General features: G+C 63.1%; 11 protein-coding genes. 9 read left to right on the plus strand and 2 right to left on the minus strand.

Going from position 1 to position 12,890, the window contains the following annotated elements; genetic code table 11:
• The first annotated feature begins 6 nt into the window (after window positions 1-6).
• The 9 genes from EB233_RS10640 (at window position 7) to amaB (ending at window position 10,706) form a co-directional block, all read left to right on the plus strand.
• The gene (locus EB233_RS10640; RefSeq protein ID WP_064988916.1) at window positions 7-2,418 is read left to right on the plus strand and encodes a circularly permuted type 2 ATP-grasp protein; all 2,412 of its coding nucleotides are present in this window, start codon (window positions 7-9) and stop codon (window positions 2,416-2,418) included.
• A 66-nt stretch (window positions 2,419-2,484) separates the two neighbouring features.
• Entirely contained in the window at window positions 2,485-3,369 is an 885-nt protein-coding gene (locus EB233_RS10645) for a transglutaminase family protein (protein WP_064988915.1), read from the plus strand.
• Between the two features lie 147 nt (window positions 3,370-3,516).
• Window positions 3,517-4,455, plus strand: coding sequence for a glycosyltransferase family 2 protein (locus EB233_RS10650; protein ID WP_064988914.1), 939 nt, complete (start codon window positions 3,517-3,519; stop codon window positions 4,453-4,455).
• Window positions 4,452-5,336: a glycosyltransferase family 2 protein gene (locus EB233_RS10655; protein WP_171892222.1), complete on the plus strand. Its 885-nt coding sequence runs from the start codon at window positions 4,452-4,454 to the stop codon at window positions 5,334-5,336. Before EB233_RS10650 ends, EB233_RS10655 begins: the two co-directional genes overlap by 4 nt.
• The gene (locus tag EB233_RS10660; protein ID WP_155765316.1) at window positions 5,326-6,069 is read left to right on the plus strand and encodes a glycosyltransferase family protein; all 744 of its coding nucleotides are present in this window, start codon (window positions 5,326-5,328) and stop codon (window positions 6,067-6,069) included. The genes EB233_RS10655 and EB233_RS10660 overlap by 11 nt, the downstream gene beginning before the upstream one ends.
• Window positions 6,070-6,144: 75 nt before the next feature.
• Window positions 6,145-7,236 (plus strand): DNA topoisomerase IB, encoded by a 1,092-nt coding sequence (locus EB233_RS10665; protein WP_064988910.1) that lies wholly within the window; start codon window positions 6,145-6,147, stop codon window positions 7,234-7,236.
• A 99-nt stretch (window positions 7,237-7,335) separates the two neighbouring features.
• Window positions 7,336-7,710 (plus strand): YciI family protein, encoded by a 375-nt coding sequence (locus tag EB233_RS10670; RefSeq protein WP_064988909.1) that lies wholly within the window; start codon window positions 7,336-7,338, stop codon window positions 7,708-7,710.
• Window positions 7,707-8,981, plus strand: coding sequence for an RNA polymerase sigma factor (locus EB233_RS10675; protein WP_064988908.1), 1,275 nt, complete (start codon window positions 7,707-7,709; stop codon window positions 8,979-8,981). The genes EB233_RS10670 and EB233_RS10675 overlap by 4 nt, the downstream gene beginning before the upstream one ends.
• Window positions 8,982-9,191: 210 nt before the next feature.
• The gene (gene amaB, locus EB233_RS10680; protein WP_064988907.1) at window positions 9,192-10,706 is read left to right on the plus strand and encodes an L-piperidine-6-carboxylate dehydrogenase; all 1,515 of its coding nucleotides are present in this window, start codon (window positions 9,192-9,194) and stop codon (window positions 10,704-10,706) included.
• 240 nt (window positions 10,707-10,946) lie between these two features.
• Here the strand turns inward: amaB and EB233_RS10685 are convergent, their stop codons facing one another.
• Entirely contained in the window at window positions 10,947-11,813 is an 867-nt protein-coding gene (locus EB233_RS10685) for a hypothetical protein (RefSeq protein WP_064988906.1), read from the minus strand.
• A 128-nt stretch (window positions 11,814-11,941) separates the two neighbouring features.
• Window positions 11,942-12,856, minus strand: a complete 915-nt coding sequence (locus tag EB233_RS10690; protein ID WP_064988905.1) for a hypothetical protein — start codon at window positions 12,854-12,856, stop codon at window positions 11,942-11,944.
• Between the last annotated feature and the right edge of the window lie 34 nt (window positions 12,857-12,890).

The raw sequence follows: 12,890 nt of genomic DNA on the forward strand, positions 1-12,890 counted from the left end.
TCGGACATGGCAAAGGGGAATCACAAAAGGGTACGCGGCAAGCCGCAGGTCCACAGCCTGCTGGAGCACTACCGGCCGATCGACGGTGTCGTCGACGAGATGGTCGACGCCGCCGGCAATCCCCGCCCGGTCTGGAAGCATTTCATCGAGGCGCTCGACGAACTGGGGCCTGAAAAGCTCGGCCAGCGCTTTGCTCGCGCCGACCAGTATCTGCGCGATGCCGGCGTCTACTACCGGGTCTATGACAAGGCCGGCGCCAATGAGCGCGAATGGCCGCTGGCGCATGTGCCGCTGCTCATCGAGGATGCAGAATGGGCCGCGATCAGCGCCGGGCTCGTCCAGCGCGCCGAGCTGTTCGAGGAAACCATCGCCGATATCTATGGGCCCAACCGGCTCATCGAAAAAGGCATCTTGCCGGCGGGATTGATCGCGGCCAGCCCCGAATATTTGCGGCCTGTCGTGGGCACCACGCCGGCTGGCGGCCATTATCTGCATTTCTGTGCATTCGAACTTGGCCGTGGGCCGGACGGCCAGTGGTGGGTGCTGGGTGACCGCACTCAGGCGCCATCGGGGGCCGGCTTCGCGCTGGAAAACCGCGTCGCCACCACGCGCGCATTGTCCGACATCTATGGCGAAATGCATGTGCACCGGCTCGCCGGCTTCTTCCGCCGTTTCCGTGATGCGCTGATCGGCATGGCCAGGGAAAGCGACGGCCGCGTCGCCATATTGACGCCGGGGCCACTCAACGAAACCTACTACGAGCACGCCTACATCGCCCGCTATCTCGGGATCATGCTGCTGGAAGGCGAGGATCTGACCGTTTCCGGCGGCAGGCTTATGGTGCGCACCGTTTCCGGCCTGATGCCGATCAGCGTACTGTGGCGACGCCTCGACGCCGCCTTCGCCGATCCACTCGAATTGCGCTCGGATTCGCAGATCGGCACGCCGGGGCTGGTCGAGGCGATCCGGCAAGGGGCGGTTTCCACGGTCAATGCATTGGGCTCCGGCTTAATGGAAACGCGGGCGCTGCTTGCGTTCCTGCCCAAGATTTCACGCGCCTTGCGTGGCGAGGAGTTGTTGCTGCCGAGTGTCGCGACATGGTGGTGCGGGCAAGCGGCCGAACGCGCCCATGTGCTTGCCAATATCGACCGCATGGTGATCGGCCCGGCGCTGTCGACCAGGCTTGCCTTCGAGGATGATGGCCAGACCACGCTCGGTTCGGCGCTGTCGGCCGGAGAGCGGGCGGAACTGGTGGCGCGCATCGAAGAGTGCGGCGACGCCTTCGTTGGCCAGGAAGCGGTGACGCTGTCGACGACACCCGTCTATGTCGGCGGCTGGCTGGAGCCGCGGCCGGCAAGCCTGCGCGTCTATCTGGCGCGCACGCCGGCGGGCTGGACGGTGATGCCGGGCGGCTTTGCCCGCGTCGGCCTCTCGCTCGACCCGACGGCGCTCGCCATGCAGCGCGGCGGCCATGCGGCCGACGTCTGGGTGGTCAGCGACCGGCCGGTGGAACGCGAGACGCTGCTGCCGCAAGAGGGCGACAGTTTCACCCGCACCAGGCCGGGCAGCTTGCCCAGCCGCGCGGCGGAAAACCTGACCTGGCTCGGCCGTTATATCGAACGCTCGGAAGACACGGTGCGCATCCTGCGCGCCTATCACGTGCGGCTCGCCGAAACGTCCGACCCCGACATGCCGCTGCTGGCCGACATGAGGGATTATCTCGAACCGTTCGGCATCGATGTCGATACGGCGATCCCGCTGGGGCTGATCGGCACGCTCGACAGTGCCGTCTACAGTGCCGGCCAGATCCGCGACCGCTTCTCGCCCGATGGCTGGCTGGCGCTCAAGGACCTGTCGAAGACCATCCATCAGTTTGCCACGACGGTGGCGCCGGGCGACGATGCGACGCGGGCCATGACGGTGATCCTGCGTAAGCTCGCCGGTTTTTCCGGTCTGCTGCACGAGAATATGTACCGTTTCGCCGGCTGGCGGTTCCTCGAGATCGGCCGGCGGCTGGAGCGCGGCATCCAGATTGCCCGTACGCTTGCCCGCCTGACCCGCGCCAAGGCGCCGGACGGCGCGCTCGACATGATGCTGGAGATCGGCGACAGCGTCATGACCCACCGCCGCCAATATCCGGTGCAGGCGGGCCGGCGCACGGTGATCGATCTTCTGGCGCTCGATCCGCTCAATCCGCGCTCCATCCTGTTCCAGTTGGAAAGGCTGAAGGCGGAGATCGGGCTGCTGCCGTCGGTAGGCGGCGAGGGGCACATGTCGCCGGCGGCGAAGGAGATCCTGCAACTCAACACGGCCATCGCCATCAAGGAGCCTTCGGACATGACCGCAGAGGCGCTGGACGAACTCGCCTACGAAATCGGCGGCCTCTACAACAGCCTTTCCAAGGCCTATTTCGGCTAAGCAGGGTCCGCGAAAGTGTCGCGCGGTTTTGCGGCAAGAACCTGCGACAAAACAAGAAAAGTAGGCATGCTTTACGACATCAGGCTTCACCTCCATTACGACTATGCGGCGGCGGCGGGCGGCGGCCGCCATCAGATCCGTGTGCTGCCGTCGACGATACCAGGGGTCCAGCGCGTGATCGCGGCATCCCTGTCTTTCGCACCGGCGCCCAACGAACGGTCGGATTTTTCCGATTTCTTCGGCAACATCGTCACCTCGATCGCCTTTCGCGATGCGCATGATGAACTCGACATAAGGATGAGCGCGCGCGTTTCGGTGTCGCGGCCCGAGCCGGGGCTCGACGTGTCGCCTGATATCGGGCGTCTGAGGCAGGAACTGGCCGCGGTGCGATCGCTGGCGTCCGCGTCCCCGCACCATTTTCTGGCGGGAAGCGCTCATTCCGGCCTCGACGGTGCGATCACCTCCTATGCGCAGGACAGCGTCGGCACCTCGGCGGCCGGGACGGCGATGAATTTGTGCAACCGCATCTATCGCGATTTCACCTATGACGGCGAGGCAACGACGGTGCGGACCCGCGCCAGCGATGCCTTCAGGCTGAAGCGCGGCGTCTGCCAGGATTTTTCGCACATCATGATCGCCGGGCTGCGCGGGCTCGGCATTCCGGCCGGCTATGTCAGCGGCTTCCTGCGCACCATCCCGCCAAAGGGCAAGCCGCGGCTGGAAGGCGCCGATGCCATGCATGCCTGGGTCAAGGTCTGGTGCGGGCGTGACGCCGGCTGGCAGGAATTCGACCCGACCAACGGCATGCGAGCCAGCAACGACCATATAACCGTCGGCTATGGCCGCGACTATTCCGACGTGGCACCGATCGTTGGGGTGCTGAAAACCACCGGCGGACAGGTCGGCGAGCAAGCTGTCGACGTCATTCCGGTTGTATTGGAGAAGACGTGAAAGCGGGTCGAAATGCGCGAGGCGTTCCGCGGCTGCAATTCTGGAGAGCGAAGCGACTTCTCAAATGCGGAAAGGGCCGCTAATCTATAGTCGTTTCGAGGGACAGCCAATTGTACTGGTAAAACGCACGGACGCGGGGTCTTGTAATTGAAAGCGGTCAGCGTCGTTATTCCTGCTCACAATGCGGCGGCAACCATTGCGAGAACGCTGGCGTCGCTTGGCAGTGAAGCCGAGGTCATCGGCGAGGTCTTGCTGGTAGACGACGCATCGACCGATAACACGGCTGATGTGGCACGGGAGACGTCGGCGCAACTCGGACTGCCGTTGCGCGTTCTGCCGACCGTTTGCCGCGATGCCGGAGGTGCCCGCAACGTCGCGCTGGCACAAGCGCTCCATCCCTGGGTGTACCTGATCGACGCCGACGATTTGCACCTCCAGGGTGGATTGCGCGCGCTGCTGCGGCAGGCGGAGAGCCAGCCGGAAGCCGGCATGATCGTTGGTGCCTACCGGCGACGGGTGAATGGCCAGGATCGGCAGATCAAAGTGCCCAATGGCTACCAAACAGGGTGCCTGGCCAATGCCTCGGCCTATGTTAAGGGCGATATCAGGTCAGTCGCCGTGGGCAGCGTGCTCGCATCCCGGCACCTGATCGGCGAGACGCGGTTTCCAGTCGGCCTTGCCTATGATGAGGACACGCTGTTCTGGGCACGGCTGATGAGCAAAGCATCTCTTGGCATGATCCCGCAGCCGGTCATGATCTACGAGGTTTCCGTTGAACGTTCCGACAATCGGTTCACGATCAATCCCGTGCGACGCTTCCTGGAGTGGCGCAAGGAATTGCGCAAACTCGTCGACAGCGATATCCCCGTCTCGGCGCTCAAGACCCGGGAAGGGCTCGTCGCCCTCAAAATCGCCCGTGTTCACTACGCTCGCGGAAACCTGGATATGGCCGCGCGCTTCCTGGCCGTGGCCGCCGCCGCGCCCAAGCGACCGTCGGATGCTTGGCGTTGTATGCGTTACAAGGCCAAAGTCTCCTGCTGGCGATGGTTTTCGGCGCCAAGAATCCCCTTGCAAAGTGCTTTATGACAGCCAAGCCGAATTTGGCGGTCGTTGTGATTGGCTATCGTGCGCCACCAAGCATGATCGGATCGGTCAGATCACTCCTCGATCAAGGCGTGGCTCTCGAGATATTGGTGGTCAACTCTGGCGGAGGCGACGCCAAGTCGCTTCTCTCTGAGGCGGGTTTGGATGTGCCGGTGATTGAAATTTCCCACCGGCTATTTGTCGGGGCCGCGCGCAATATCGGTATTGCCGCCACTAAGGCGCCATTTGTTGCATTTCTTGCGGATGATTGCCTCGCCTGCCCCGATTGGGCAGAGGCGCGGTTATCTCAGCATCTGTCCGGCGCCCCGATGGTGTCGAGCGCGATCTTGAACAGCCATCCTCAAAATCCATTTGCCTGTGCCGCATATCTTGCCTTGTTCGTCCGCCGGCTTCCTGGCCTGCCGGCGGAGCTTGCGCTTCGCTACGGTGTCTCCTTCGATCGCCGGTTGTTTGAAAAGTACGGCGTGTTCGACGAATCGATGCGGGTTGCCGAGGACACCGATTTTTTGAAGCGGCTGCCGCCGGAACTCGAGCCACTCTGGTATCCACGGGTCAAAACTATTCATCGCAACCAAACGCGCTTGCTTGGTTTGCTCGTCGACCAGTATGGGCGCGGCTATCGCACTGGCGCCTACTACACAGGGACAACCCCGTCCAAACCTCTTCGGCTTGCCCGCAATACTTTCAGCGATCGCCGTCAGGTTCGAAGATTGGTGCAGATTGGACTGTCTGGCGCGGAGCTGGCTTTCGCCAGGCGCTCGATGCCGCTCGTCCTGTTGGCGTTGTTGGCGAAATCGCTCGGCGTTTATCGAGGCGCTCGCGCCCAGTTGAAAATGGCGGGGCGAGCCAAGAATGATCTCTAGCCACATCAAGCCAAGGCGCTGGCGACGCGGCAGACTGTTATGGACGCGCCAGCGAACAATTGCTGTCTTCAGCTATCGCTATGATGCGCATCTGGTTCCCGATCTGATTGCCAATCTGGATTCCGTTGTCGACGGCTGGATAGCCTTCGACGATCGTCAAGCGGAAGGCGTTTTCAGCAGCGAGACGCAGCGACGGCAATTGCTGCTCGAAGCCGCGAATGATGCGGGAGCCGATTGGATTCTGGCTGTCGACCCTGACGAACGGCTGGAGCGCGCAGCGGCCGAGCGCATCGGGCAACTGACGGATCGCCGCCGAAGGACCGCATGGGGCTTCCGGTTCCGCGAGATGTATTCCTCAACGGATTACAGGGTTGACGGCCTGTGGGGTGACAAAATGCAACATCGCCTTTTCAGCGCATACGATCCGATACACTACCACGCAAAGGATCTGCATGGACTTTGGTACCCTGCGGACCTTGCGTTCAAGGAGCGAGATAGCGGTCTCAACCTGTACCATCTGAAGATGATCGAACCCAGGCGACGTCTCGGCCGACAGGCACTGTATCAGTATCTCGATCCCAATCATGAGATGCAGGATATCGGCTACGACTATTTAGCCGACGAAACCGATGCCCGGTTCGAGACCATTTCGCCGGGGCGTGATTACCAGCCGATCCATATCGATGATGGCGGGATGTGGATGGCCGACCTTGCGAGCGGCATCACGGAATAACGGCAATCCAGCAACTTCTTCGGAACCGGTGGCGTATCCGTTGCTTATCTTCGGATCGGATCTGGTGGAGACATCATGCTGGACAAGCCGAAGGTGAATTTTCGACGGTCATCCGCAGAGGAAGACAGCCTCGGCCGGCATGGGCACAGCTCGGCCCAACACGCCGCACTGACCTATGTCAGCGACGCCGAACCCGGCATACGCCGGCTGAAGGTCGGCAACGGGTTTTCCTACAAGCGACCGGACGGGAAAGCGGTCTCGGATGCCGCAAGGGCGCGCATCGAGGCGATCGTCATTCCGCCGGCCTGGACCGATGTCTGGATCTCGCCCGATGCCGATGGCCATATCCAGGCGACCGGTCGGGATCAACGGGGCCGCAAGCAGTATCGCTATCATCCGCAATGGGCCGAAGAACGCGACGGCGCCAAATATTCTAGCCTTGTCGCCTTTGCCGAAAGCCTGCCGGGCTTGCGGGGCATGATTGACAGCGATCTGCGCCGTCGCGGACTGCCGTTCGAGCGTGTCGTCGCCGCAGTCGTCTGGCTGCTCGACAACACGATGATCCGCGTCGGCAATGCCGCCTATGCGCGCGACAACAAGAGTTTTGGGCTGACGACGTTGCGAGACCGTCATGTCGATATCGTGGGCTCGAGCCTGCGCTTCGCCTTCAAGGGCAAATCCGGCAAGGAATGGAAATTGAAGCTGGTCGATCGCCGCATTGCCGGGATCGTGCGGGGGGCGCAGGAGCTGCCTGGCCAGAAGCTGTTCCAGTATCTGGACGAGGGCGGCAACAGGCGGCCTGTCCGTTCCGACGACGTCAATCGCTACATCAGGGACGCTGCCGGCGATGCGTTCAGCTCCAAGCATTTCCGCACGTGGGGCGGCACCATCCATGCCGCGTCGCTGTTCGCGCGGACGGAGCTGCCGGAAAGCCAGGCACAGCAAAAGCGGGCGATGAACAGCGTCATCGACAAGGTCGCCGAGCGGCTGGGCAACACCCGTGCCGTCTGCCGCAAATGCTATATCCACCCGCGCGTTTTCGAGGCCTGGTCGCAGGGACGGCTGCTGGCCGAAATGGCGGAAGCCAACAAGCGCAAACGGTCGATCGACGGTCTCGATGACGAGGAAGTTCTCGTGCTGCGGTGGCTGCAGACGCACGAACGGTGACTGGTAGCAATTGGCGGTGTCCCATCCGGTTTTTTTTGTCGACGTCGTGTCGGGATCGGTCCTACTGTTTCGTCCTTTGACTGAGATAAAGGGCCAATCATGCTTTATGCCATCCTCTGCTATGCCTCCGAAGACGTCGTCAGCTCCTGGAGCAAGGCGCAGGACGACGAAGTCATGGCCAATCTCCTCAACGTCCAGGACAAGTACGCCAAGGCCGGCCGGCTCGGTCCCGTGGCGCGGCTTTTGCCGACGACGGCAGCGACGACGCTGCGGAAGGTCAAGGGTGAGGCGATCGTCATCGACGGACCATTCGCCGAGACCAAGGAGCAGTTCCTCGGGTTCTACACGCTGGAATGCGCCGACCTCGACGAGGCAGTCGAATTCGCCCGTGAGCTCTCCGATGTCAATCCGAGCGGCGGCTCCTATGAGATCCGGCCGGTCTCGGTGTTCAACCCCACCAAGGTGGCCGTATGACCGAACTTGCCTGGATCAGCTCGGCGATCAGCTCCGCCCGCCCGCAGGCGATGGGTGCGCTGCTGCGCTATTTCCGCGATCTCGACACGGCGGAGGAAGCTTTCCAGGATGCCTGCCTCAGGGCATTGAAGAACTGGCCGCAGAACGGGCCGCCGCGTGATCCGGCGGCATGGCTGATCTTTGTCGGCCGCAACAGCGGCATCGACGCGGTGCGCAAGCGTGCCAAGCAGGCGCCGATGCCGGAAGAGGACCAGATCTCCGATCTGGAAGATGCCGAGAGCGATATCGCCGAGCGGCTGGACGGCGCGCACTATCGCGACGACATATTGCGGCTTCTGTTCATCTGCTGCCACCCCGATTTGCCGGCAACGCAACAGATAGCGGTCGCGCTGCGCATCGTCTCCGGTCTCACCGTAAAGCAGATCGCGCGCGCCTTCCTGGTCGGCGAGAGCGCCATGGAGCAGCGCATCACCCGCGCGAAGGCGCGCATTGCCGATGCCGGCGTGCCGTTCGAGACGCCTGGCGCGGTCGAGCGCTCCGAACGGCTCGCCGCTGTCGCCGCCATGGTCTACCTGATCTTCAATGAAGGCTATTCGACCAACAGCGGCGAGGCCCCGGCCCGGGCGCCGCTGTGCGAGGAGGCGATCCGGCTCGCCCGGCTGTTGCTGCGGCTGTTCCAGACCGAGCCGGAGATCATGGGACTGACGGCGCTGCTTTTGCTGCAGCATGCCCGCGCATCGGCCCGTTTCGACGAGGACGGCGAGATCGTGCTGCTCGAGGACCAGGATCGCTCGATGTGGAGCCGCAAGATGATCGACGAGGGATTGGCGCTGGTCGACAAGGCGTTGCGCCATCGCAAGCCCGGCCCCTACCAGATCCAAGCCGCGATCGCCGCGCTGCATGCCCGGGCAGAGAAGGCCGAGGATACCGACTGGGTGGAGATCGACTTGCTGTACGGCCTGCTCGAACAGATGCAGCCGTCGCCGGTCATCACACTCAACCGCGCGGTGGCGGTGTCCAAGGTGCGCGGCCCGGAAGCCGCGCTTGCCATGATCGAGCCGCTGGAGCCTAGGCTTTCCGGCTATTTCCACTTCTTCGGCCTGAAGGGCGGGCTGCTTATGCAGCTCGACCGGGGCGAGGAGGCGCGGGTCGCCTTCGACCGCGCTATCGCTCTTGCCAACACGGCGGCGGAAGCGGCCCATATCCGCATGCATATCGACCGTTTGATGAAGGACGGTGCCGTGCGCACGCCGGCGAAAAAGGCCAACTGAGCCACGTTTGCCCCTATGGCCGTTCGTGTTGCCTGGCGTGTCGCCTGGATCAATCGTGTCATTTGGCCTTGGACCATGCCGGGGTGGCGATTTTCCCTTGAAACGAGTAAGGCCACGCCATGATTGTGCCTGAAGTGCCTTTTCGGCATGCGGGCGGCATGGCGAAGGTTTTGACCCGACGCCATATGATGGGATTTGAAAGGAACAAGAATGACCATAGCGAAGGAAACGGCCGAGCTTCTGGCGAAACTGGGTGTGGCCAAGGACGCGCTTGTCGGCGGCGACCTTGTCGTGCGCAGCCCGGTGACGGGCGAAGAGATCGCGGCGCTGACAACGATCTCGCCGGCCGATGCGGCCATGGCCATCGACGCCGCGCACAAGGCGTTCCAGACCTGGCGGCTGGTGCCGGGCCCGAAGCGTGGCGAACTCGTCCGGCTTCTCGGCGAGGAGTTGCGTGCGCACAAAGCCGAGCTTGGCCGGCTGGTGTCGATCGAGGTCGGCAAGATTCCGTCCGAAGGTCTGGGCGAAGTGCAGGAGATGATCGACATCTGCGATTTCGCCGTCGGTCTGTCGCGGCAATTGTACGGCCTGACCATCGCGACCGAGCGTCCTGGCCATCGCATGATGGAAACCTGGCATCCGCTCGGCGTCGTCGGCGTCATTTCGGCCTTCAACTTCCCGGTCGCGGTGTGGTCGTGGAACGCGGCGCTGGCGCTGGTCTGTGGCGACGCGGTGGTGTGGAAGCCGTCGGAGAAGACGCCGCTGACCGCGCTCGCCTGCGAGGCGATCTTCAAGCGCGCCGTGAAGCGTTTCGGCACTGACGCGCCGCAGGGCTTGGCGCCGGTGCTGATCGGCGATCGGGCCGTCGGCGAAATCCTGGTCGACCATCCCAAGGTGCCGCTGGTTTCGGCCACCGGCTCGACCCGCATGGGCCGGGATGTCGGGCCGCGGCTGGCCAAGCGCTTCGCTCGCGCCGTGTTGGAACTGGGCGGCAACAATGCCGGCATCGTCTGTCCGACAGCCGATCTCGACATGGCGCTGCGCGCCATTGCCTTTGGCGCCATGGGCACGGCCGGGCAGCGCTGCACGACGCTGCGGCGCCTGTTCGTGCATGAAAGTGTCTATGACGCGCTGCTGCCGCGCCTGAAGAAGGCCTATCAGAGCGTCTCGGTCGGCAATCCACTCGAGACCTCGTCGCTGGTCGGGCCGCTGATCGACAAGGCCGCCTTCGACGCCATGCAAAAAGCACTCAAGGAAGCCACCGCCCATGGCGGCAAGGTGACCGGCGGCGCGCGGGTCGAGAACGGCCACACGGATGCCTATTATGTGCATCCGGCGCTGGTCGAGATGCCGCAGCAGGTTTCACCGGTGACCGAAGAGACCTTCGCGCCGATCCTCTATGTGATGAAATATTCGGATTTCGACGCTGTGCTCGACGAGCACAATGCGGTCGGTGCCGGCCTGTCCTCGTCGATCTTCACCCGCGACCTGCAGGAATCCGAGCGTTTCCTCGGTGTCGACGGTTCGGACTGCGGCATCGCCAATGTCAATATCGGCACTTCGGGGGCGGAAATCGGTGGTGCGTTCGGCGGCGAAAAGGAAACCGGCGGCGGCCGTGAGAGCGGCTCCGATGCCTGGAAGGCCTATATGCGCCGTGCCACCAACACGGTGAACTATTCCAAGGCGCTGCCGCTTGCCCAGGGCGTCTCGTTCGACATCGATTGAGAAGATCCAGGCTTACCCGAGGTCAGTGTCGACCAAGCTAAGCGAGCATCAATCGACACAGGTGGAAGGCGTACACGCCGCCGTGACGCTGGACAGCTTCTGACGCTTGTCCAGCGTCGGCTTTTCGTGGCGTCTCTTCATACGGGTCCTCGCCGATCACGGCGCCGCGCATGGCGGCCATTGGAGTGCCAACGGGCGTGACGGATTCGTGCTTCTCCCGTGCGGGGGATGCCGCACCCCTCAACGGCCTGCCGTCGAGCCAAAGGCTTCGGCGAAGGCGGCGTCGATGATGGCCAGCTTCACTGCCTGGGCGGTGATGTATTCCTGATGGAAATCGCGCGACACCCACATCACCGAATTGCCGCGCTGGCCGAGCCAGCCGACACTGCCGAGGTTCTCGGCATCGCGCAGTTTGCGCGCTAGGTGCGTTCGCGACAATTTCAGCCAATTGGCGAAATCGCCGATCGAGACGATGCCGGTCGGGATCCGATCGCGGTCGACATGGTCGGGATCGACGCCTGAGAACAGCCAGTCCATCACGACGCCGCCATTGTTGAGCCAGGTAAACAGCGAAAAGGTCTGTTTGGGCTCGCGCACCGGATGGGACGAGAGCAAGCCATCGGCAATCCCAGGCTGCACCCTGGCGAGTGCGTCCGGCCGTGCCAGGAACAGGGCCACGCGGTCCGCACCGTCGAGACTGTCCAGTGTGTGCAGATGTGCCAACAGCCACAGGGTAACCGGCTCCAGCGAGGCCAGCGACGGCCGCAGCGGGCGGATGCGGCCGTCCTGTGGCGCGGGCACATACTCGATGAAACCGTAGTGCAGCATCTCCTTGATGAAGGCGTCGGCCGTGTTGCGGCTGGCCACGGAATGCTGGCCGATCACGTCGATGAAACGCGCCGCCGTCAGCTCCTTGCGATAGTCGTCTGGCTCTCGCCTGAAATGCAGTGCGAGACCGATATGGGCCATCAGCCAGCGTTGCTGCGTGGCGAACACCGAGGAAAGCCGCGGGTTCGTCTCGTAGGTCCGGTTCATCGCCTGCGCCTGGACGCGGACACAGCGATGCAATGCCGGATGGCCGGCAATATCTTCCAATGTGAGCGTCATTCTCCCCCGCTGCGATAAGCCCCCTTGTCGCGACGACGCAGGGACACATTTTCAGCCTTCGGCGCCCATGTCCAGATGCCGGGGTCAATAGTGGGTGAATGTGTACCGTGGGTTGTGCGCGGAGCGGCTCAGTTGTCGCCTTGCGAAGGGGGGAAACAAGCCTGAAAGGCGCCATCGACGACGGCCAGCTTGGCGGCCTGGACGGTCATGTATTCCTTGTAGAACCCCTGCGACACCCACATCACCGAATGGCCACGCTGGCCCAGCCAGCCAATGCTGCCGAGTTCTTCGGCGGTGCGCAGTTTGCGGCCGAGATGGGTCCGCGACAGCTTGAGCCATTTGGCGAAGTCGCCGATCGAAACGACACTGGTCGGAATCCGCTCCAGCCCGGCATGGGCGGGATCGATGCCCGACATCAGCCAATCCATGACGATGCCGCCATTGTTGAGCCAGATGAACAGGGAAAAAGTCTGGTTGGGTTCGCGCACCGGCTTTGAGGCAAGCAGGCCGTCAGCCACCAGCGGCTGCAGCGTGGCAAGCATGTCAGGCCGATCCAGGAATCTGGCCAGCCGGTCGCCGCCATCGATATGGTCGAGCGTGCGTAGATGGGCGGTTACCCAGCCTGTGAATCTCTCTATGGTGGCCGCCGTCGGTTGCAGGGGATGCGTGCGGCCGTCGCCGCCGGCCACATACTCGGCGATGTTGTAATGCAGCATCTCCTTGATGAAGGCGTCCGCCGTGTTGCGGCTCGCCACGGCGTTCTTGTGCACGACCTCGATGAAACGCGAGACCGTCAGCTCCTTGCGGCGGTCGTTGGGGTCACGCCTGAAGTGCATGGCAAGGCCGACATGCGCCAACAGCCAGCGCTGCTGCGTGGCAAAGATGGAAGCCAGTCGCGGGGTTTCCTCATAGATGCGGATCAGGGACTGAGACTGTTCCTGAACGGAGCGGTGCAAGGCCGGATGGGCCGCTATGTCTTCCAGATTCAGCGCTGATCTCCCGGTGCTTGGAATCAACTCGGATAGCGAAGTTGCGTTCCCCATTTTCCAGCCTTCAACACGTGTGTCCAGACGTACC

Source organism: Mesorhizobium erdmanii (genome assembly GCF_013170725.1).
Classification (GTDB): domain Bacteria; phylum Pseudomonadota; class Alphaproteobacteria; order Rhizobiales; family Rhizobiaceae; genus Mesorhizobium; species Mesorhizobium erdmanii.

Bases quoted from the DNA above. Each gene is read 5' to 3' on its own strand.
- EB233_RS10640 (WP_064988916.1), top strand. From the start codon at position 7: ATGGCAAAGGGGAATCACAAAAGGGTACGCGGCAAGCCGCAGGTCCAC.
- EB233_RS10645 (WP_064988915.1), top strand. From the start codon at position 2,485: ATGCTTTACGACATCAGGCTTCACCTCCATTACGACTATGCGGCGGCG.
- EB233_RS10655 (WP_171892222.1), top strand. From the start codon at position 4,452: ATGACAGCCAAGCCGAATTTGGCGGTCGTTGTGATTGGCTATCGTGCG.
- EB233_RS10660 (WP_155765316.1), top strand. From the start codon at position 5,326: ATGATCTCTAGCCACATCAAGCCAAGGCGCTGGCGACGCGGCAGACTG.
- EB233_RS10665 (WP_064988910.1), top strand. From the start codon at position 6,145: ATGCTGGACAAGCCGAAGGTGAATTTTCGACGGTCATCCGCAGAGGAA.
- EB233_RS10670 (WP_064988909.1), top strand. From the start codon at position 7,336: ATGCTTTATGCCATCCTCTGCTATGCCTCCGAAGACGTCGTCAGCTCC.
- EB233_RS10675 (WP_064988908.1), top strand. From the start codon at position 7,707: ATGACCGAACTTGCCTGGATCAGCTCGGCGATCAGCTCCGCCCGCCCG.
- amaB (WP_064988907.1), top strand. From the start codon at position 9,192: ATGACCATAGCGAAGGAAACGGCCGAGCTTCTGGCGAAACTGGGTGTG.
- EB233_RS10685 (WP_064988906.1), bottom strand. From the start codon at position 11,813: ATGACGCTCACATTGGAAGATATTGCCGGCCATCCGGCATTGCATCGC.
- EB233_RS10690 (WP_064988905.1), bottom strand. From the start codon at position 12,856: ATGGGGAACGCAACTTCGCTATCCGAGTTGATTCCAAGCACCGGGAGA.